Annotated in this window: 16 protein-coding genes; 3 read left to right on the top strand and 13 right to left on the bottom strand. The window is 63.1% G+C overall.

Annotation, left to right across the window (positions count from 1 at the left end; translation table 11 throughout):
- Nucleotides 1-4: 4 nt before the first annotated feature.
- Together ASF98_RS21545 and ASF98_RS21540 are read right to left on the bottom strand one after the other, a co-directional pair.
- The gene (locus tag ASF98_RS21545; RefSeq protein ID WP_055806508.1) at nucleotides 5-1,210 is read right to left on the bottom strand and encodes an acyl-CoA dehydrogenase family protein; all 1,206 of its coding nucleotides are present in this window, start codon (nucleotides 1,208-1,210) and stop codon (nucleotides 5-7) included.
- A gap of 66 nt (nucleotides 1,211-1,276) precedes the next feature.
- Entirely contained in the window at nucleotides 1,277-2,518 is a 1,242-nt protein-coding gene (locus ASF98_RS21540) for a CaiB/BaiF CoA transferase family protein (RefSeq protein WP_082506992.1), read from the bottom strand.
- Between the two features lie 107 nt (nucleotides 2,519-2,625).
- Here ASF98_RS21540 and ASF98_RS21535 point away from each other — a divergent pair, with 107 nt between their 5' ends.
- Entirely contained in the window at nucleotides 2,626-3,543 is a 918-nt protein-coding gene (locus tag ASF98_RS21535; RefSeq protein WP_055806505.1) for a LysR substrate-binding domain-containing protein, read from the top strand.
- 1,054 nt (nucleotides 3,544-4,597) lie between these two features.
- Here ASF98_RS21535 and ASF98_RS21530 read toward each other — a convergent pair.
- The 7 genes from ASF98_RS21530 to ASF98_RS21500 form a co-directional block, all read right to left on the bottom strand.
- Nucleotides 4,598-5,419 (bottom strand): fumarylacetoacetate hydrolase family protein, encoded by an 822-nt coding sequence (locus ASF98_RS21530; protein ID WP_055806502.1) that lies wholly within the window; start codon nucleotides 5,417-5,419, stop codon nucleotides 4,598-4,600.
- 109 nt (nucleotides 5,420-5,528) lie between these two features.
- Nucleotides 5,529-6,446: an HpcH/HpaI aldolase/citrate lyase family protein gene (locus tag ASF98_RS21525; RefSeq protein ID WP_235506112.1), complete on the bottom strand. Its 918-nt coding sequence runs from the start codon at nucleotides 6,444-6,446 to the stop codon at nucleotides 5,529-5,531.
- 15 nt (nucleotides 6,447-6,461) lie between these two features.
- The gene (locus tag ASF98_RS21520) at nucleotides 6,462-6,773 is read right to left on the bottom strand and encodes a hypothetical protein (protein WP_055806499.1); all 312 of its coding nucleotides are present in this window, start codon (nucleotides 6,771-6,773) and stop codon (nucleotides 6,462-6,464) included.
- Nucleotides 6,770-7,849 carry a tartrate dehydrogenase gene (locus ASF98_RS21515; protein WP_055806496.1) on the bottom strand — a complete coding sequence of 360 codons (1,080 nt, stop codon included), beginning with the start codon at nucleotides 7,847-7,849 and terminating at the stop codon, nucleotides 6,770-6,772. Before ASF98_RS21515 ends, ASF98_RS21520 begins: the two co-directional genes overlap by 4 nt.
- Before the next feature lie 34 nt (nucleotides 7,850-7,883).
- Nucleotides 7,884-8,831 (bottom strand): phosphoglycerate dehydrogenase, encoded by a 948-nt coding sequence (locus tag ASF98_RS21510; RefSeq protein WP_055806493.1) that lies wholly within the window; start codon nucleotides 8,829-8,831, stop codon nucleotides 7,884-7,886.
- A 113-nt stretch (nucleotides 8,832-8,944) separates the two neighbouring features.
- The gene (locus ASF98_RS21505; RefSeq protein ID WP_082506991.1) at nucleotides 8,945-10,318 is read right to left on the bottom strand and encodes a cation:dicarboxylate symporter family transporter; all 1,374 of its coding nucleotides are present in this window, start codon (nucleotides 10,316-10,318) and stop codon (nucleotides 8,945-8,947) included.
- A 95-nt stretch (nucleotides 10,319-10,413) separates the two neighbouring features.
- Entirely contained in the window at nucleotides 10,414-11,580 is a 1,167-nt protein-coding gene (locus ASF98_RS21500) for a mandelate racemase/muconate lactonizing enzyme family protein (RefSeq protein ID WP_055806490.1), read from the bottom strand.
- 237 nt (nucleotides 11,581-11,817) lie between these two features.
- Here ASF98_RS21500 and ASF98_RS21495 point away from each other — a divergent pair, with 237 nt between their 5' ends.
- Nucleotides 11,818-12,519 carry a GntR family transcriptional regulator gene (locus tag ASF98_RS21495; protein WP_055806487.1) on the top strand — a complete coding sequence of 234 codons (702 nt, stop codon included), beginning with the start codon at nucleotides 11,818-11,820 and terminating at the stop codon, nucleotides 12,517-12,519.
- A gap of 1,836 nt (nucleotides 12,520-14,355) precedes the next feature.
- Here ASF98_RS21495 and ASF98_RS21490 read toward each other — a convergent pair.
- From ASF98_RS21490 to ASF98_RS21475, 4 genes are all read right to left on the bottom strand, one after another.
- Entirely contained in the window at nucleotides 14,356-15,624 is a 1,269-nt protein-coding gene (locus ASF98_RS21490; RefSeq protein WP_055806484.1) for an IS481 family transposase, read from the bottom strand.
- 569 nt (nucleotides 15,625-16,193) lie between these two features.
- Entirely contained in the window at nucleotides 16,194-16,961 is a 768-nt protein-coding gene (locus ASF98_RS21485; RefSeq protein ID WP_055806481.1) for an SCO1664 family protein, read from the bottom strand.
- A complete protein-coding gene (locus ASF98_RS21480; RefSeq protein WP_055806479.1) occupies nucleotides 16,961-17,515 on the bottom strand; it encodes a DUF3090 domain-containing protein in 555 nt (184 codons plus the stop codon). The genes ASF98_RS21485 and ASF98_RS21480 overlap by 1 nt, the downstream gene beginning before the upstream one ends.
- A 24-nt stretch (nucleotides 17,516-17,539) precedes the next feature.
- Nucleotides 17,540-18,232: a histidine phosphatase family protein gene (locus tag ASF98_RS21475; RefSeq protein WP_055806476.1), complete on the bottom strand. Its 693-nt coding sequence runs from the start codon at nucleotides 18,230-18,232 to the stop codon at nucleotides 17,540-17,542.
- A gap of 319 nt (nucleotides 18,233-18,551) precedes the next feature.
- Here ASF98_RS21475 and ASF98_RS21470 point away from each other — a divergent pair, with 319 nt between their 5' ends.
- Entirely contained in the window at nucleotides 18,552-19,736 is a 1,185-nt protein-coding gene (locus ASF98_RS21470; protein ID WP_055806473.1) for a cation:proton antiporter, read from the top strand.
- Nucleotides 19,737-19,753 lie beyond the last annotated feature (17 nt).

Genomic DNA, 19,753 nt, shown 5'->3' with positions numbered 1-19,753 from the left:
GCGGTCAGCGGAAGGCTGAGATGCCGGTGATGTCGCGGCCTACCAGCAGTGCCTGGATGGAGTCGGTGCCCTCGTAGGTGGAGACCACTTCCATGTCCGTCAAGTGGCGGGCGACGTGGTTTTCGAGCAGCAGGCCGTTGCCGGCAAGGAGTTCACGCGCCTCGTTGCAGATCCATTTGCCCTTCTGGGAGGTGGACATCTTGACCATGGACGCCATGGCGTTTGTCAGGAGGCCCTGGTCGGCAAGTTCCGCCATGCGGTTGCACATCAGTTGCATCGCCGTGAGCTCGCTGAGCATGTTCGCCAGGCGGTGTTGCACCAGCTGGTACCCGGCGATCGGGTTGCCGAACTGTTCACGTTTCGCGGCGTAGTCCACGGCGATCTCGAAGCATGCCATGGCGTGGCCTACGGCTTCCCAGGCGGCGCCGCCGCGGGTTGCCTGGAGCACGCGGGAGACGTCCGCGAAGGACCTGCAGTTCTCCAGCCGGTTCGTTTCCTGGATCCGCATGTTGTCGATGATGATGTCGGCCTGGAGGATGGCGCGCTTGCCGATTTTGCCGGTGATGACGGTGGGGTTGTAGCCCTCCGGGTGGTTGCCCTCCGCGTCCTTCTCGACGACGAAGGCGTTGACCTTGCCGTCCTCAGTGTTGCGGGCAAACAGCACGATGACATCGGCGGCGTGGCCGTTGCCGATCCAGCGCTTGTGGCCGTTGATTACCCAGGTGTCGCCGTCGCGGGTTGCGCTGGTTTCCAGGGCCACCGAGTCGGACCCGTGGTCCGGTTCGGTCAAGGCGAAGGCGCCGGTCTTCTTGAGCTTGGCCATGTCTGGGAGCCAGCGCTGCCGCTGCTCATCGGTGCCGAGCATGTTCAGTGCGCCCATGCAAAGGTTGGAGTGCACGCCCAGGAAAGTGTTGATGCTTCCATCGGCCCTGGCCATCTCCCGGGCCACCATGCCCGCAGCCTTCCGGCTCATTCCAGGGCAGCCGTAGCCCTGGATGAAGGTGCCGATGATGCCGAGGTCAGCCAGCGCAGGCAGCAGTTCCTCGGGGAACTCGGCCCTTTCCCAGTACTCGTTAATGATCGGCAGGACCCGGTTCTCGGCAAAGTCGCGGACCTTGTCCCGGATCGCCGTCTCTTCGGGGGTGAGCTGTTCGTCGAGGTGGAAGTAGTCCGAAGTGGCGGCGGCACGGGTAGTTGTGGTGGTGGTCATGATGAGTCCTTTTGATGGTCCGTGGACGGGTTCTGGTTGTTTTTGGGTGACTGCTGCGGGGGAGGGCTAGTGTTGTGGCGCCGAGTCCAGCCACCCGAGGATGTCGCCGCGGTCGGCGTCGATGCCGGGCGGCACGAGGTCGTAGCTGGCGGGCGTCTCCGAGAACGTGATCGGGTTGCGGACACCCGGGATGGCTCCTTCACCGGCCCCCACTTGCACCACCGGTTCCAGCCCTATGCGCTCTGCGAATTCGATTCCGCCGCGTACATCGTTGATCGGGGCGCACGGCAGCCCTGCCTGGGTGAAAATATCGAACCAGTCCGAAGCGGGCCGTGTGGCCAGCAGGTCCACCAGGAGGGGGCGCAGCGCTGCGCGGTTGTGGCTGCGGCCCGGCGGGGTCCCAAACCGCGGGTCCGTAGCGAGGTGCGGCGCGCCCATAACACCGCATAAGGCCCGGAACTGCCGGTCATTCCCGATGGCCAGGACGATCTCGCCATCAGCGGTGGGGAGCGGCTCGTAAGGGTAGATGCTGGGGTGTTCGTTACCCATCCGGGTGGGCACGTTGCCGCTGAGCAGGAAGCCCGCAGTCTGGTTGACCATGCCGGACAGGGCCGAGGACATGAGGTTCACTTCGATGCGCTGGCCGCGGCCGCTCTGGCTCCGCTCGTGCAGCGCGGACAGGACGCCGATAGCGGCGTGGAGTCCGGTGATGACATCGAAAACCGCGACGCCGGAGCGGTATCCAGGGAACTCCGGGTCACCGGTGAGACTCATAAGGCCGGACATCGCTTGGACGAGCAGATCGTAGCCGGGCAGCGCTGCGCCTCCGGCGGTGCCGAATCCGGTGATGGACGCGTAGATTACAGCGGGGTTGAGTTCCGCGATGGACGCGTAGTCCAAGCCGAAGCGGTCAAGCCCGCCGGGCTTGAAGTTCTCGATGACGACGTCGGCGCTCGCGGCGATGTCGCGCGCGGTTTCGATGTCGCCGGCGGCGCCGAAGTCCAATGCGATGGACCGCTTGTTGCGGTTGATCGAGAGGTAGTACGTGGATTGGCCTTCGAAGACCGGGGGTTTCCACTCACGTGTTTCGTCCCCGGATGGGCTCTCGACCTTGATAACGGTGGCGCCCATGTCCGCCAAAAGCATGGTGCAGTAGGGGCCGGCCAGCACACGACTGAAGTCGGCAATGACGATTCCCGCCAGAGGCCCGCTGGCATCGCGACCGAAGGCGTCCCGGCGCACGCCTGCCGGTTGGCGGTCCTGGGCAGCCCCCGGCGCGGGGGGAGCTACGGTGCTCTGCAGTGTCATGGGTCCTCTTCCATAGGGGGATCTTTTTCACTATCCCATCGGCCATTACAGCGCGTCCAATACTTATTGAGTGTTGCATTATTGCAATTTCTGAAAGAATGCCATTTATGGAGATTCAACAATTGCGAGTGTTCCTGGCCGTGGCGGACGAACTGCACTTTGGGCGGGCGGCCGAGCGGCTCCACCTGGCGCAGCCGCCGGTCAGCCGGATCGTGCGACAGCTGGAGCGCGACTTCGGTACCGATCTCTTCATCCGGAGCACACGGAGTGTCCAGTTGACTGCGGCCGGAGCGGCCCTGGTCGCACCAGCGCAGGAGATCCTCGCTGCAGCGGACCGTGCCAAGGCCAGTGCGCTCGCCGCCGGCCGCGGGGAAGTGGGAACAGTCAAGCTCGCCTATGCCGGTGCATCAACCCACGTATTGGTGGGAGTGCTCGCCCGCGAGGTCCGGAAGGTTTACCCCGGCATAGAATTCCGCCTGAACAGCCAGGACTTCGCGCTCCCGGCCCTCTCCCGCGTTCTCCGTAGCGAAGTGGATATCAGCCTTGGACGGTGGGATTTCGTGCCCGCGGGCGTCCAGTCCCGCATTATCGTCGAGGAGCACCTCGTCATGGCCGTCCCGGCATCCCACAGGCTTGCCTTGCAAGAGGAAGTCAGCATGGCGGAACTTTCCGGCGAGCCGTTCGTGGCACTGCCCCCGCACGAGGGTTCTGTCCTGGGCGACCGGCTGCGCAGGCTCAGCCTGGGAGCCGGCTTCGATCCTGACATTGTCCAGCGGGCGCCCGACTCATGGACCGCCATGGCGCTAGTCGGAGCAGAGGTGGGATGCTCGCTAACAGTCTCCTCCGTGGCGGACAACGTGACCGATCCGCACGTGCGCTTTCTGCGGGTGCTCGACCAGACGCTGCCCATCTACCTGCGGATGGCCTGGCGGGGGACCACGGACAACCCGGCCCTCCCCCCGATCCTCTCCCTTGCGGAACGCGTCTGGCCCGGCCATGCCCAGCAAACAGCCTCGCCGGCATGAGGGACCAGCCAGCACGAGACAAAGCTGTCGCGCCTCCTGGTTGCGGGCGCGGCAGTCGTATTCGGTTGCTCAAAATCTGTCAGAAAGGGCGTGTGGACAATGTCCACACTTTACGCTTCGGACTGGATCGTACATGGGTCGGATCGGGCCGGATTCCGCATGTTTCCGGGGCCTGCCAGTGTTTGCAAGGGCTGGAATGCAGTTCGAGTCCCACCTCGGGCACGCATGACCCCTCGTCAGAGGGGTTTTTGCTTTAATGTGTGGACATTGACCCTCCGCGGGTCCCTCTGACGCTGTCCGCGGTGTGTGCTTGGCGCCGCGGTGGCCTGTTCGGTTGTGTGGATGGCGGGTTCAGGGTCCTTGCTGGCGGGCCCTCTGCTTGCTGGGATGTGGGGTATGTGCCGTCCTATCTGGTTGTACCGGCGGCCAGTTGTTGGCCCTCACTCATTCATGGCCAAGAGTTGTGGTGACGACATGACGAAGGCGAATTCTCTTCGACGATCTTCCTCGGCTGGCTGCTTTCTGCGAGCCAGGCGGGGTGCGCTGATCGCGCGTTTGTCCGGCCAAAGGGGGTGTGGACATTGTCCACATCTTGTCCACGGCCGGCTCTTCGACCCGCCTTTTTATCCCTTCCTCCGGGTTCCGGCTCACTCGTTCATGCAGTTCTCTGTTTCAGGCGACATGACTTTGCGGCTTAGATATTCGGTGTCGGTGGACGTTCCGGGTTCAGCGGGGAACATCTCTGGGGTATCAGAGGCTGTGGCGTCCGGTCCGTCGACAGGGTGAAGGTGTGGGGGATCCGGACTCTCTTCCGGGGGCCATGAGCGGCTGCGCTAACTCTTGCTGATCCACATCAGTCGCCATGGGATCCATGGTGTCGCTCATGATCAGTCCTACCCGCCAGGCAACGCCCGGCGTGACAGGCCAACTGTGGATTCACGGTTATTTAGACAGCACCCGCTTGACAGAGGAGCTACCGACAGTCCCAGGGCAGTGTCTTGAAAGCTGTTGATTTCCAAGACAGCGGTGCGTTGCTTCTGGATACCGGTTAGCGTCAGGTGGCTTCTGCCCGGACGGTGTTGGTGATGCTGCCGACTCCTTCCACGGTCACGGTGATGGTGTCGCCGTCTTTGAGGAACAGTTGGGGGTCTCGGCGGTATCCAACCCCGGCTGGCGTGCCCGTGAGGATAACGTCTCCGGGTTTAAGAGTGGTGAACTCGGAGAGGGTGGCGATGAGGGTGGGGATGCTGAAGATCAGGTGCGAGAGGTCGGATTTTTGTACAACCTCTCCGTTGAGGGTTGTGCTGATACCGGCTTTGCTGATGTCGGTTTCTGCCGGGGTCACAATGCTAGGGCCTAGCGGCGTGGTGTTGTCCCAGATTTTGCCCTGCAACCATTGGTGGGATTTGTTTTGGTAGTCGCGCATGGTGACGTCGTTGGAGACGCAATAGCCAAGGATGTGGTCCATGGCGTCCTGTTCGGTGATGCGGCGGCCCGTTTTGCCGATGATGACGGCGAGTTCACCTTCGAAGTCGGCCTGGGTGGATTCCGGGGGCAGGATGATGTCGTCGGCGGGTCCGATGAGGGTGGATGTGTACTTGGGAAAGAGAACGGGAAAGGTGGCCGTGTTGGCCTCGTCTGCATGGTCTTTGTAGTTCCGGCCTACGCAGAGGATCTTTCCGGCCCGTGGTGACGCAGCGCGCAGGGTGATTTCGGACAGGGGAACCCGTGCTTCGGTCAGGCGGGCGGCACTGACAAGGACGCTTGCGGATGTTTCCGGTCCGACGTCGGTGAGCCCGGCCAACGGGATGAGGTGGTCGCCGTGAACTTCGCCGATGAAATTCTGACCTTCGTATCGGTAGTTTGCGTAGGCCATTCGTGTTCTCTTCCTGATAGGGGTTTCTGATTACGGCAGTGCGCGGTCGTGCCGAAGGGCGTGTTTCTTCACCATTGGCCCCCACGCCGACCCGCGGAGTGCGCGGGCATTAGAGCGCCGGCTGCACCCCGAAGGCTACGGCGAGCTTCATGATCTTTTCGGCGCGGCCCAGGCGGGGCAGGTCGGAGCCGTCGCGGATGACGCGGCCGTTGGCTTCGAAGTCGGCCATGAAGTCCGTGGCCCAGGCGACGTCGGACGGCGTGGGGCTGATGACTTCGTTGATGACGTGGGTCTGGTCGATGGCCAGGCAGAGCTTGCCGGTCATGCCCATCATTACGGTGATGCCGGTCTGCTCGCGCAGGATCGGGTGATTGGTGCCCACGGTGGGGCCGTCGATGGGGCCCGGGAGGTTGCCCACGCGGCTGGCAACAACCAGCTTGGCCCGCGGGTAGGCCATGGCTTCGGCGGTGGCGGCCATGCCGGTGTCGCGGCGGAAATCGCCGGAACCGAAGGCCAGGCGGAACGCGCCCTGGGCCTTGGCGATGTTGTTGGCTTCCTCGATGCCGACGGCGGACTCGACCAGCGCAATCACGGGGGTCCTGCCGTCCATGCGGTGGAAGCTCTCCGTGACCTGGTCCGCGGACTCGGTCTTGGCCAGCATGACGCCGAGCAGGCCCGGGGTGCCGCGCAGCCCGGCGAGGTCCGCAGCCCAGAACGGGCTGGTGGCGTCATTGATCCGGACCCAGGCCCGGCCGCCGGCAGTCAGCCAGTTGACCACGTGCTCGCGGGCGGTGTCCTTCTGCGAGGGGTCCACGGCATCTTCGATGTCCAGGATGATCGAGTCCGCGCGCGACATGGCCGAGACGTCAAAAAGCTCGGGCTTCATTGCGTTCACCAAAAGCCACGAACGGGCAATTTCGGCGGGGATGTTTCGTTCGGGGATGAAGGCCGGGAGCGCGTCACTTAATTCTGGGCTGGAGTAGGAGGTGGCTTCGGTGCTTTGGGGTATGTAAATGGGGTGCGTCATGGGTCTCCGGCTAAGTCAGTTGTGTGATGGTGCTGTGGATGTCATCCGGTAGCAGAGGCCGTCTTCGGCTTCTTCCGGGTCCGCCCACACCTCGATCCCGTGTGCGGCTTCGTACATGGTGCGTGGTTGGGTGGCGTCGCCTGCGATCCAGAGCGCTGTGGAGTCTGCCATGGCATCATCGATGGTTCCGGTGCGGATGATGTGGCCGTGCTGGCGGATCTGGACGGTCGTTCCGATCAGCCGGCGCCAATGGATGTATTGGCGGAGCATGATCCGCTCGCCGTAGGCGGGTGCGTGCCGGTTGCCGGGGTCGGTTGCTCTGGTCATGGAGCGGTCAGGGCCGATGCGACTGCTTTGCCCAGTGTTTCTGTGGTGGCGTTGCCGCCCATGTCGGGTGTGAGCGCTTCGGGTCCGCGGGCAAGGACGGTTTCCATGGCGGTGGTGATGGCGGCTGCGGCTTCGGGTTCTCCCAGGTGTTCGAGCATCATTGCGGCGCACCAGATTTGCCCGATGGGGTTGGCGATGCCTTTGCCGGCGATGTCGGGGGCGGAGCCGTGGACGGGTTCGAAGAGGCTGGGGAATTTGCGTTCGGGGTTGATGTTGCCGCTGGGGGCGATGCCTATGGTTCCGGTGCAGGCCGGTCCGAGGTCGGAGAGGATGTCGCCGAAGAGGTTGCTGGCGACGACGACGTCGAACCAGTCGGGGTGCATGACAAAGTTCGCGGCCAGGATGTCGATGTGGTACTTGTCTACGTTGACGTCGCTGAAGTGTTTGGCCATTTCCTGGACGCGTTCGTCCCAGTAGGGCATGGTGATGGAGATGCCGTTGCTCTTGGTGGCGGAGGTCAGGTGTTTCTTGGGCCGACTCTGGGCGAGGTCGAAGGCGTATTTGAGGATCCGGTCTACGCCGGTGCGGGTCATGACGGTTTCCTGGATGACGGTTTCGCGGTCGTTTCCTTCGAAAATCTTGCCTCCGATGCTGGAGTATTCGCCTTCGGTGTTTTCGCGCACGACGTAGAAGTCGACGTCGCCCGGGTCCCGGCCGGTCAGTGGGCTTGGCACGCCGGGCAGGAGTTTGACGGGGCGGAGGCTGACGTACTGGTCGAAGTGGCGGCGGAACTGTAGGAGGCTGCCCCACAGCGAGATGTGGTCTGGGACGACGTCGGGCCAGCCGACGGCGCCGAAGAAGATGGAATCGAACTGGTCTAGTTCCTCGAACCATTCGTCGGGCAGCATTTTCCCGTGGCGGGTGTAGTAGTCGGCCGAGGCGTAGTCGAATTGTTCGTAGGTGAGGTTGAGGTCGAAGGCTGAGGCTGAGGCGTCCAGGACGCGGAGCCCTTCGGGCACGACTTCGGTGCCGATTCCGTCGCCGGGAATGACTGCGATGCGGTGGTGTTTCGACATGAGGGTCCTTCTTCGTCTGTGTTGGTGTGTGGGGTTAATGGTCGACGGGGTGTGCCGGTTGACGGTTTTCGAGGACGTCGATGACGGCGTGCGCGGCTGCAATGCCGGCCCGTGTCCGGGCTTCGGTCGTTTGTCCGGCGAGGTGGGAGGTGATGAGCAGGTTGTCCAGGCCCCGGAGGGGGCTGTCGCCGGGCAGGGGTTCGCTCTCGAGTACGTCCAGGGCGGCGCCGGCGATGGTGCCGTTGTTAAGTGCCTTGGCCAGGGCTTCTTCGTCCACGAGTGAGCCGCGGGCGGTGTTGATGAGGACTGCGGTGGGTTTCATCGTGTTCAGCCGGGTCCTGTCGATAACCGGGCCTGTGCCCTGGCCTGAGCGGGTGTGCAGGGAGAGGTAGTCAGCGTCGCGGATGACGGTGTCGAGGTCGGCGAACTGGACCGCGGTGTTGTCGGGGTCGGGGTAGGCGGTGCTGACCAGGACGGTCATGCCGAGGGCGACCCCCAGGCTGGCAGTGGCGCGTCCGCTGGGGCCGTAGCCGATGATGCCCAGGGTGGAGCCACGCAGTTCGTGGCCGGCTTCCCGGGGCCAGTGGCCTTTCCGGACGGCGGTGGTGACCTCGCCGAGGTGGCGTGCGGTCATGATGATCAGTCCGATGGTCAGTTCGGCGACGGAGTGGTGGTTTGTTCCTGGCGCGTTGCAGACCCTGATTCCGTGGGCGGCCGCGGCCTGTACGTCTATGGAGTCGTAGCCCACTCCGCTGCGGGCGATGACTTTCAGGGAGGCGGCGCCGGTGAGCATGTCGGCGGTGACCGGTTCGCTGGCGAGGATCGCGCCGGAGATGCCCTCGAACAGCGAGCGGCGTTCCTCCAGGGTCCGTGGCCCCCGGGATGGCGAGTAGACCGGTTCCAGACCGCGTTCGCGCAGGAGCTGGTCAACGGAGTCTCCGGGGTGGAGGTAGTCGGTAGTGATCAGGATGCGGGCGGCCATGGTGCGGGTATTTTCCTCATGTGATGGCGGGGATGTGCTGCAGAAGAGTGTCAGTTTGGGGTTCATGCGGGTCAGGGCCGCCGCGGTGTGCGGCGGCCCTGCCTGATGCGGTGTTAGTGGGCGTCGACCTTGTCTGCTTCCGCGGCGGCCGGTGTCTTTGCTTCGAGTTCGATCTTCTTCGGGCCATGGGCGTGCAGGGCTTTGCGAGCCTGTTCCGGGTCGTAGTCCTTTTCCCATTTGCCGACGACCACGGCTGCCATGACGTTGCCCAGGACGTTGATGAACACCCGGCCTTCGTTCAGGAGCCGGTCGATGCCGACGATGAGGGCGAGAGCGGCGAGCGGGATGCCGCCGACGGAGCTCAGGGTGCTGGCCAGGACGATGAACGCGCCGCCTGCGATACCGGCGGTGCCCTTGCTGGTGAGCATCATGACGCCGACCATGACGAGCTGCTGTTCCCAGGAGAGGTCCATGCCGACGGCCTGAGCCAGGAACACGGAGGCCATGGTCAGGTAGACGGCGGATCCGTCGAGGTTGAAGGAGAACCCGGACGGGATCACGATCCCGACGGTGGACTTGCCGACGCCCATGGCTTCGAGCTTCTTGATCAGCTGCGGCAGGACCGCTTCGCTGGAGCAGGTGCTCAGGGCAATCAGCAGCTCTGCCTTGAAGTAGCGCATCACCGTGAAGATGTTCAGCCCGCAGGTCTGGGCGATAATGCCCAGAACCACGAGGACGTAGAGGATGCAGGTCGCGGTGAACAGCAGGACGAGGTATCCGAGCTGCTGCAGGCTTTGGGTGCCGTAGTTGGCCACCACGGCTGCCAGTGCACCGAACGTGCCGATGGGGGCGAGGCGCATGACCCAGCTGACGATCTTGAAGATCACGGTGGAGAGTGCCTGGATGCCCTTGGTGAGGAACGCGCCGGCTTCGCCGGAGACGTTCATGGCGGCACCGAAGATGATGGAGACCATCAGTGCGGCGATGATGGTGTGGCCGGTCAGGGCACCGAACAGTGATTCGGGGATGATGTTGCTGACGAACTCGAGACCGTCGAAGCCTTTGTTGGCGGCTGCGGGAACCTTGCTGGAGTCCAGCTGTGATGGGTCAATGTTCATGCCTTCGCCGGGGCGGAAGACGTTGGCGACGACCAATCCGATCAGCATCGACACCAGCGACAGGGCTAGGAAGTAGCCCAGTGCCTTCACTCCGATCCGGCCGGCTTTGCGGAGGCTGTCCATCGAGGCAATGCCCAGGGACACCACGCAGAACACCACAGGGATGACGATCATCTTCACCAGGGCGATGAACCAGTCGCTGAGCGGGGTGAGCTGTTTACCGACGGACGGAAGAAGCAGCCCGACGGCGATGCCCAGGACGGCGCCCAGGACAACTTGGAACCAGAGTTCGCGGATCAGCCGGCCGAACCGGGACCGCTGCTTGGTTGGTGCGGAATGTTGCGGGTTCTGCATGGTGTGGGACGACATCTTGGGTGCTCCTTTGCACGACAGACAGAGAAAAAGGGGAGGAGGTGCGGCCCCGGGCAGTGATGCTGCCCGGGACCGTGGCACTACCGCAGTGGTTAGTTGTGCAGTGCGCGCAGGACCTTGTAGAACTCGGCCTTGCCTTCGAGCCCGATGCCCGGCAGGTCGCCCGGGGCCACGCGGCTGTTGACGATGACAGCGTCGTCGGTGAAACCGCCGGTGGGCTGGAACTCGCCCGGGTAGGACTCGTTGCCGCCAAGCTTCAGTGCTGCTGCGATGTGCAGGGAGAACTGGTGTCCGCCGTGCGGGATGCAGCGGCGTGAGGACCAGCCGTGCTGGGCGAGCATGTCCTGGATCCGGCGGTATTCGGTCAGGCCGTAGCTAAGGGCCGGGTCGACCTGGATGAAGTCGCGGTCCGGGCGCATCCCGCCATAGCGAACCAGATTCCGTGCGTCCTGGAGGGAGAACAGGTTCTCTCCGGTTGCGATCGGGTTTCTGTAGTGCTCGGAGAGGGTGGCGTTCAGGGCGTAGTCCAGCGGGTCGCCGACTTCCTCGTACCAGAACAGCCCGTACTGGTCGATGGCTTTGCCGTATTCCAGCGCGGTCTCAAGGTCGAACTTGCCGTTGACGTCCACCATCAGGCGGGAAGCGTCGCCGTCGAGGACCTCGATCACGGCTTCGATGCGGCGGAGGTCTTCGGCGAGGTCGGCGCCGCCGATCTTCATTTTGACCACGTTGTAGCCCTTGGCGAGGAAGCCGCGCATTTCGTCCTGCAGGTCCTCGAGGCTCTTGCCGGGAGCGTAGTAGCCGCCGGCTGCGTAGACGAAGACATCCTTGTCCGGGTTGCCGTCACCGTAGTGATCCGAGATCCACCGGTAGAGCGGGACGCCGGCGATCTTGGCGGCGAGGTCGTGCAGGGCCATGTCTGCGACGCCGACGGCGACTGAGCGTTCGCCGTGTCCGCCGGGCTTCTCGTTGGACATCATCAGGTCCCAGGCCTTCTCCGGGGAGAGCTGGCCGTCCTCATCCAGAAGGTCCTCGGACGGGGCATCCATGATGCGCGGAAGGATGCGGTCCTTCAGGATGCCTGTCGCGTTGTAGCGGCCGTTGGAGTTGAAGCCATAGCCAACCAGGGGCTTTCCGTCGACGAACACATCGGAGACGAGCGCGATGATCGTGCAGTCCATCTTGGTGAAGTCAATGAACGCGTTCCGGATTGAGGAACTGATGGGGATGGTGCCGACGTGGGCGGAAACGATTTTCATCTTTGAATCTCTCCTGGGTAGGTATCTTATTTCTTATAAGATTCGGATCAAAAGCTAACCCGAGGTGACGAGGGGCACAAGCCCTTCTAGCAAATATCTTATAAGACCTTGGGATCAAGGTTAGCCCGGGGGTGACGGGGAGCACAAGTCTTCTGTGGGAATTTCTTATAAGATGTCCCGAAGGCAGTAGACTGTGAACAACGGGGCGCCGCCTCGGTGAGAGATTCGGAGCAACAGATGAGCACCACGAACGTCTTTTCCAGCAAGGGCAGTCTGGCGTATAACGAACTCCGCCAGCTGATCCTCTCCGGCGGCCTGGCCCCGGGCTCGCGTGTCTCGCAGTACGAACTGGCCGACAACATGCACATGAGCATTACCCCCCTGCGGGAGGCGATCCGCCGGCTCTCAAGCGAGGGCCTAATCATCATGGACACCCACCGGGATTCCCGTGTGGCTGACGTGAGTGCTTCGGAGGCTCGTGAGCTGCTGGAGGTCCGTCTCTCTCTGGAGCCGTCGGCAACTGAACTGGCAGCCTCCCGCCGGACTGACGCCGATATCACCGCAATGCGCTCAGCAGCCGAGAAGCTCCTGCCTGTCACCCGGGTCTGGGGCGAGGACGCGATCACGGTGCACCGGGAATTCCACCGGGCCGTCTACGCTGCCTCGCACAACGACGTCATGATCAAGCTCCTCGATGACCTGTGGGACAAGTCCGACCGCTACCGCCGCCTTGGCCTGGAACTTCCCTCGGGCGATGAGCCCCGGACCATCGACCTTAACCAGCATCACCAGATACTTGAGCTCGTCGTTGCCGGGGACGGCGCCGGCGCCGCCGAACTCGCCCGGACCCACATCGCCAACAGCCTCACAGCCTCAGTAACCGGAGCCTTGGAGGAACGCGAGAACGTCCAGTCAGTAAACCTGGAGAAGACCGCCTAGTACCCGGTGACGGCTTTCCTCCGGCCCTCAGCAACCGGCCGCTGCCGACGGCCCATCGGCTGACTCAATGCGAAGCACCCCCACAATGCTTTCTGGCATACGGCCAAGTTCGACCGGTCCGCAGTTCGGTGGCTGATGAGGTGAAGTAGACGCGGCACCACCGGCATTGATCTCCTCGAGAAGGTACCAAACGATGTCTCGCTCGACGCCACCGCCCGGTTGATTGACTCCTATCTCATCAGGCGCCAGCCACCGGGTCTGCGCGCTTGCCGTTTTGGCGGATTCCTGGCCCCGTCATGTGCCTCGTCGCTCGGTGAATGAGATGACTGAAGAGGAATGTGGCGGTGGCTACGGGGGTCCGTGATAATGGCGAAAGGGCCGGACGACCGTCCTGCTCTTTTGTGGCGTCCCGTCGTTCTCGGATTCTGAAGCCGCTCTTGCAGCTGAGCAAAAAAGACTCTAAACCAACGAAATTTGAGTGTGGACAATGTCCACACTTTGGGCTTCGGATCGGGTCGTACTGGTGGCGGAGTGGGCCGGATTGCGGAGGTTTTCGGGAGAGTGCCGGATTCTCAAGGGCTGGAATGCAGTTTGAGTCCCACCTCGGGCACGCATGACCCCTCGTCAGAGGGGTTTTTGCTTTAATGTGTGGACATTGACTCTCCGCGGGTCCCTCTGACGCTGTCCGCGGTTTGTGCTTGGCGCCGCGGTGGCCTGTTCGGTTGTGTGGGTGGCGGGTTCAGGGTCCTTGCTGGCGGGCCCTCTGCTTGCTGGGATGTGGGGTATGTGCCGTCCTATGAGTATGTCAACCTGATCCAGGACCACCTGCCGTTCCGTTGCAGGAAGCCTTACCGGGACGTTCTGTTCGAGCCCCGCTGTCCTCTAGCGGAATCACTCCAGTAATGCTTTCGTTGGTTTACACAGCTTCAGGGCGGGAGTCATATGAAACGTCATCTGGATTCTAAGAATGTTCGCCAGCTCCTAGCTGTCTCACTCGCGGTAGTTGCTTCCTTGGTTCTATTAGTGGTTCCCATGTACACCCAGGTAAATTTAACGCCTGGTGGGCCACAGCAGGTTAGCCATTCGACCCTGCTTGAAACAAATGGGCCATCCATCTTCGTGCCATTACTCATCCCCGTCGCCCTGACCGCGCTACCTCTCCTGATACCTGGACGCGCGCGGACTCCAGTGTCGGTCGCCACTACTGTCGCTCTTGTTGTCTTCGTAGTCATCGGCTCCGCAGGCATCGGCTGGTTCTACGTCCCAGCTCTGGCCGCCGCAGTAGCAGCCGTTGTTTTCTCGATGGAAAACCACCCAAGACTTCAAGCCCGCCCTAACTGATCGCCCCAGAGGATTCTGCAGGTCACAGGCGGAACCCTGAGCGGGACGAAAACTGGTCATTCAACGAGTGGGGCTAATGGTTGCCAGGAATTGGTCGCGCAGAGCGATAGCGACTTTTACCGGGCATCTGACCGGTCGTGATCGCACGCGACCAGTTCAGCGCCCATCACGCAACTTTGATCTAAGTTCTTCTGCGTAGGAAGCGATGGCCTGACGCTGGTCTCGGATGAATCTTTTGGCCCGCTCGTTTGCGCGACCGTAGAACTCCCATAGAACCTGTCCGGTTAACCTCACGGTCACGGGGCCTTCTGCGGCACTGTAATCCGGCAGCCGTCGTGGGCGCGGTCAGGCCGGCAAAGGGCAACCGAGCGATATGGTTGCCCTTCAAATAGAGCCGTTGCGACGATCGTTGGAAACCGCCCTGTGCACATTGTGCACGCCTTTGTGCACGGGCGCTTTTGTGTGATGTCTCGGGACATGGGTGACGGTTTTGTGTCAGGACATGGGTGACATTTCTTCTTTCAGGACATTGGTGACGGTTGTGGGTTGTTTGACCGTGCGTCCTGGAGGCTTGCCGTTTCCAACTGTTTTGGTTCCGGCCGATGGACGGGGGTAGGACGTGATGTGGGTGCCCTGGTCATCGAAGAACTGGATTGTCTCGGTGTCCCAGAGCGCGTGGATGCACTGCCGGGCGTAGGGTCTGCCGATCATGTAGACCACGCTGTTGATCGTGACTCTGCCGTTGGGGTAGGCGATGCGGGTGGCCTGGCCGCCGCCGCGGGTCCCGTCGTGCGTGAGGGCCGGGACAGGTTTCGGGTGTGGTGGCTCGGCGACCGGTGTGGCGTCCCATGCTTGTTGCGGGGTGATCCGCCCGGGCAAACCCTGGTGCGGGCGTTCGGTGTTATAAAGCTGATCGAACGCGTCGACGTGCTCCTGAAGCTGTTCAAGGGTCCCGGCGAGGGGTTGTTTGTCCAGGAACCGGAACAGGGTCCGGTGGAAGCGTTCGTTCTTGCCCTGTGTGGTCGGTTTGTAAGGTTTGCCGGTGATCGCCTCGATCCCAAGGGAGGTGACGTACGTGAGGAGCTGGCCTTGGCGGCCCCGCCGTGAAGGGTTCAACGCGGCCCCGTTGTCCGTGAGCAGTTTCTGGGGTACCCCGTGCGTGGTGATGCCCTTCTTCACTACCGTGATCGCGGCTTCGGATGTTTCCCCGGCGGCAACGTGGGAGGCGACCGCGAAGCGGGAGTGGTCATCGATGAGTTGGAAGATCACGCATTTACGGCCGCCGGTGAGGACGTACTCGGTCGCATCCAACTGCCACAGACAGTTCGGGGCCGGGTAAACGAATCGGCGGTATGCGGCCCGGGGCTTCTTCCGCGGCTCCAGCCTCGCGACACCGCTTTGACGGAAGATTCTGGCCAGCGACGCAACCGAGGGCACCGGTTCCAGGCCCATGGATTTCATCTTCTCGAACACGCTGATCGGCCCGTGGTCCAGGCCCGAGCGCTCCAATGCCGCCCGCACCCGCAGTGCCTGCTCCTTGGCCTCGTCACTGATCCTGGACGGGCTCGTGCGCGGCCGGCGGGACCGCGGTTCCAACGCCGCAGCCGGGCCCTCGGCCCGGGCTCGGCCCAGCAACACGTAAAACGTCTTACGGGAGATGCCATGCTCGGCACAGAACGATGTCACGGCACCACGCGGCGGATCTTCCGGCCACTGCGAGATCGCTAAACGGACACGAGGATCAACAGGCTCAACTCCACTCATCCACCAATCAGATCGGCAGAAGTGTCACCACCAAGAACCCCTGAACTGTCACGGTTGACCTGAAACAAAACTGTCACCCATGTCCCGAGACATAACACTTGGGACTGGGTCGTGCTAGCGCCGGACGGGGGCCGTTTTTGTTGGTGGCCGTTGCTGTGGTCGGCTGCCTCCTTGCTTCCCCGGCCGGCGGTTTTGTCTTTGTGTCACCTGTTCATGGACGTGACTGGCTGAGGCAACATAACCAAAGACAAATCGGGTGGGAGATTCTTTCCTGCGTCGTTGGTTGTTTCGTTGCTACCCGTTCATGGATACCTTCGGCGCGGAGTACATGACGCTGCGGATTTTAAGCGTGATGTCCCGCGCTGTTATGGGCGTTTGGGCAGTGAATTCCCGGTGACAGTTGATGTCTCCCATGGCCCAAACCTTCGGAATAGGGGGTAGTCGGCCGGGGCTGGGCTCCTAGGAAAATCGCCAGCGGAGCTCGTGCTCAGGAATGACGAGCTCCGTCGCTACCTTAAGATCCATGCCATCAACTTGTCACAGCCTGCGAAGCCTTAGCCGTAATTACCTTAAAACAGCGGCCAGGGCACCGCAGACATTTCCCCGCTCGGAGCCGGAAACCGCCCTGCCAGGCGCAACCGGGCGCAGCGCGAAGCCAGCGATGCGATTTCTTCGGCGCTGAGCAAGTCCGCCAGGTCCCGGCCCAGCCCACCGTGCAGTCCTTCGCTGACACGGTCTATGCCGTCGCGTTCCTCGGCGGTCAGAGCGTCTCCCAGCCATCCCCACAGCACCGTGCGCAGCTTGTGGTCACGGTGAAAGGTGAGCCCATGGTCCACGCCGTGCCGGTGTCCGTCCGTCATTGCCAGAATGTGGTCGCCTTTGCGGTCGGCGTTGTTCACGACGACGTCGAACACCGCCATGCGTCTGAGCACCGGAGAGTCCTCGTGTATGAGGGCGACCATCCGTCCGTTCTCATCCTGACCCTCGAGGACGTGTTTCCAACCGGTCTCCGGTACGTCGTCCGACGCAACGAGGTCCACCGCGTTTTGGTCGGGGTCTGTCTCCTGCCACAGCTGCACCATCCCTGCGCCGAACGGACCATCGCGCAGCCAGGTGCGTGGCACCACGTTCCAGCCGAGGACCTCCGAAACCAGATAGGCGGCAACCTCCCGGTGGGCAAGGAAGCCGTCGGGAAAATCCCACAGCGGTTTCTCCCCGGCTATCGGCTTATAGACGACTGTCGTGTCGCCGATGCTGCCCAGAAATGTAGCGTTCGACGCCGTGGTGATGCGCCCAGTGAGCGTCAGCTCGGCCGTGAACAGGTCGGGCGCCGGCATCAGACCTCGGGCAGAGTGCAGACGTGCCCGTCGGCGTCTACGGGGTAACCGCAGAGCGGGCACGCGGGACGCCCGGCGCCCACAACCTCACGCGTGCGCTTAGCAAATGCGCGGGCGGTGCCAACCGGCATCCGCACCAGCAGCATTTCGGGCACGTCAGCGTCGTCTTCATCAAGCGATTCGTCGTTGTTATCAGTGTCGACATCGGTGATCGGGTAGGCCTCTATCACGACCTGCGCCGTCGTCGGGTCCCAACCTAAACTCATGGCGCCAGTCCGAAACTGCTCCTGAACGGCCTCGAGCTGGTCATTGTCAACCAACTCAATGGGAGTACTGGTGGGAACGCTGTGGGGGTTGCCCTCGACGGTGAGAAGCTGGTCGAGAATTTCGTCGATCTTCTCCGCGAGCAGAGCCGAATGCTGCTTCTCCAGGGCAATACTCACGATCTGCGTCCCTGCCCGCACCTGCAGGTAGAACGTGCGCGCCCCCGGAAGGCCAATGGTGCCAACGACGACCCGATCAGGCCAGGCAAACTCGTGAACAAGTGTAGGCATGTCAGTATTCTAGGCATATGAGGTTCATGGCGCCTTTTGCCCTGCACCGCCGCCCACCGGCGCATCGCCAGACTGGATGCCGTTCGACAGCCACGACAAATCTCCCGCGTCGGTGTTGGTCGCGTAAACGCTCGGCCGACTAGCGCCGTAGCGCACGATCGATACGGAGGCGGGGCCCACGTTAATCCGCTGGAACAGGTCTAGGTGCATGCCGAGCGCGTCGGCGAGGATTGACTTGATGATGTCACCGTGACTCACCGCCACCCACACGGCCCCTGGCCCGTACTCGGCTTCGAAGGCTGCATCGTGACGTCGAATCGCTGCCACCGACCGAGCCTGCATCGCGGCCATGGATTCACCGCCGGGAAAGACGACGGCGGACGGTTGCGACTGGACAACCGGCCACAAATCTTCGGTCGCGAGATCACTGAGCGTGCGGCCCTGCCACTGGCCGTAATCGCACTCGGTGAGATCGAGATCGACCGGCGCATACGGCGAGCCAGCCTGGCGATCGAGGATGAGCCGGGCGGTCTGCTGACAACGCTCAAGAGGGCTCGACACCACCCCGACTACTGGCACGGCCGCGAGCCGGTCTCCGGTCAGAGCCGCCTGGTCGCGCCCGATCTGGTCCAGGCTGACGCCTGCGGCCCGACCCGCCAGCACTCCAGTGGCATTGGCTGTGGTGCGGCCGTGCCGCACGAGAATAACTGTCGCCATCCACCCAGCCTAACCACCCGCTCGACGGCGGTGTGAACCGAACCGGGTCGCGCGTCGAAGTCGACCCCCTCCTGGACGACGTCCTGTACCCGCTCCGCGTCGGATCCGCCGACGTTGTTGCCACCATTGTCGCGTCGCTCAAGGGCGCCCCCTCGAGCATCGCTGGCCCGAGGGATTCCCGCAATGATGGCCGGTCGATGGTTACCATCGGGTATGCGCAAGCTACTACGCGGACGAAAACAGCGACATTCCAACAAAACTGGCTGACGCGCCGCGGTAACTGCCGCAAGCCAGGCGCAATCCCGCTGGAAGGAGGAAGGTGTCGTTCTTTCAGCTTTCGCTGATCGCCGCGGTCGCGCTACTCGGACCGCTGCTGGCACTTCCCCGGAAATGGCATCTGCCCGTGGTGCTAGGGCAGTTACTGGCAGGTATCGCCATCGGGCGCACGGGGTTGGGTCTGGTCGACTCCTCGGACCCCACGTTCACCTTTGTGGCCGACGTAGGGTTCGCCCTCGTTATGTTCGTGGCCGGGACACATGTCCCAGTGCGGGACGAAGCCATCCGCCCGGCACTGGGCGCGGGCGCGCTGCGTGCCGGCATCGCCGCAGTGTTGGCGGCCGTCGTCGGTATCGTCACTGCCTTTGCGTTCGGCACCGGACATGCTCCCCTTTACATTGTTCTGCTCGCTTCCTCGTCGGCAGCCCTGGTCCTGCCGATCGTCGATTCGTTGCGGCTGAGGGGACCAAAGGTCCTGACGACGACGGCGCAAGTGGCGGTAGCGGACATCGCCTGCATTGTGGCGCTTCCGCTTGCTGTCGACCCACCCAACGCGCCGAGGGCCGCCGTTGGGGCAGCCGTCGTCGCGGCGTGCGCGGCGGTTTTGTTCTTTGTACTTCGCTGGCTGGAGCGCAGCGGCACGCGCGGACGGGTGCATGACCTGTCCGAGGATCGGAAGTTCGCCCTGGAGCTGAGGATCCAACTTGCTGTGCTCTTCGCGCTCTCCGGGCTTGCGGTGGCCGGCCACGTGTCCATCATGCTGGCCGGGTTCTCCTTCGGCCTGGTGGTTGCAGCGGTGGGCGAACCCAGGCGACTGGCTCATCAACTGTTCGCCGTCAGCGACGGCTTTCTAGGGCCGGTGTTCTTCGTCTGGCTGGGCGCATCGCTCGATCTGCGCACCCTTGCGATAAGCCCGAAAATGTTTCTCCTCGGTATTTGCCTGGGACTGGGAACCTTGCTGGTCCATGGAAGCCTTCGGCTACTCGGCCAGCCTCTGCCGCTGGCTATGCTTGCAGCGTCCCAGTTAGGAGTGCCGGTTGCCGCTGCCACAATCGGCTCCCAATTGCATTTGTTGGAACCGGGGGAGGCCGCGGCCATGATTCTCGGAGCCCTCATCACCATCGCGGCGAGCACCGCCGCCGGCTCACGGGCCGCCCGCACGTTTACGCAGGCCGCCTCCGCGCCGGAGGGTAACCCGTCCGGGGGCGGCCCGACCTTGGCTGCGTAGTTGGACAGGCTGCAGGC

Source organism: Arthrobacter sp. Leaf337, from assembly GCF_001423745.1.
Classification (GTDB): Bacteria; Actinomycetota; Actinomycetes; order Actinomycetales; family Micrococcaceae; genus Arthrobacter.
Note: the sequence above shows the minus strand (reverse complement) of the source record. Positions and strands in the feature narration are given on the sequence as shown.

What these genes read in the sequence shown, in the direction of transcription:
- ASF98_RS21535 (WP_055806505.1), top strand. Translation starts at nt 2,626, where the DNA reads ATGGAGATTCAACAATTGCGAGTGTTCCTGGCCGTGGCGGACGAACTG.
- ASF98_RS21495 (WP_055806487.1), top strand. Translation starts at nt 11,818, where the DNA reads ATGAGCACCACGAACGTCTTTTCCAGCAAGGGCAGTCTGGCGTATAAC.
- ASF98_RS21540 (WP_082506992.1), bottom strand. Translation starts at nt 2,518, where the DNA reads ATGACACTGCAGAGCACCGTAGCTCCCCCCGCGCCGGGGGCTGCCCAG.
- ASF98_RS21505 (WP_082506991.1), bottom strand. Translation starts at nt 10,318, where the DNA reads ATGTCGTCCCACACCATGCAGAACCCGCAACATTCCGCACCAACCAAG.
- ASF98_RS21475 (WP_055806476.1), bottom strand. Translation starts at nt 18,232, where the DNA reads ATGGCGACAGTTATTCTCGTGCGGCACGGCCGCACCACAGCCAATGCC.
- ASF98_RS21530 (WP_055806502.1), bottom strand. Translation starts at nt 5,419, where the DNA reads ATGGCCTACGCAAACTACCGATACGAAGGTCAGAATTTCATCGGCGAA.
- ASF98_RS21480 (WP_055806479.1), bottom strand. Translation starts at nt 17,515, where the DNA reads ATGCCTACACTTGTTCACGAGTTTGCCTGGCCTGATCGGGTCGTCGTT.
- ASF98_RS21515 (WP_055806496.1), bottom strand. Translation starts at nt 7,849, where the DNA reads ATGTCGAAACACCACCGCATCGCAGTCATTCCCGGCGACGGAATCGGC.
- ASF98_RS21485 (WP_055806481.1), bottom strand. Translation starts at nt 16,961, where the DNA reads ATGCCGGCGCCCGACCTGTTCACGGCCGAGCTGACGCTCACTGGGCGC.
- ASF98_RS21500 (WP_055806490.1), bottom strand. Translation starts at nt 11,580, where the DNA reads ATGAAAATCGTTTCCGCCCACGTCGGCACCATCCCCATCAGTTCCTCA.
- ASF98_RS21525 (WP_235506112.1), bottom strand. Translation starts at nt 6,446, where the DNA reads ATGACGCACCCCATTTACATACCCCAAAGCACCGAAGCCACCTCCTAC.
- ASF98_RS21545 (WP_055806508.1), bottom strand. Translation starts at nt 1,210, where the DNA reads ATGACCACCACCACAACTACCCGTGCCGCCGCCACTTCGGACTACTTC.
- ASF98_RS21510 (WP_055806493.1), bottom strand. Translation starts at nt 8,831, where the DNA reads ATGGCCGCCCGCATCCTGATCACTACCGACTACCTCCACCCCGGAGAC.
- ASF98_RS21520 (WP_055806499.1), bottom strand. Translation starts at nt 6,773, where the DNA reads ATGACCAGAGCAACCGACCCCGGCAACCGGCACGCACCCGCCTACGGC.
- ASF98_RS21490 (WP_055806484.1), bottom strand. Translation starts at nt 15,624, where the DNA reads ATGAGTGGAGTTGAGCCTGTTGATCCTCGTGTCCGTTTAGCGATCTCG.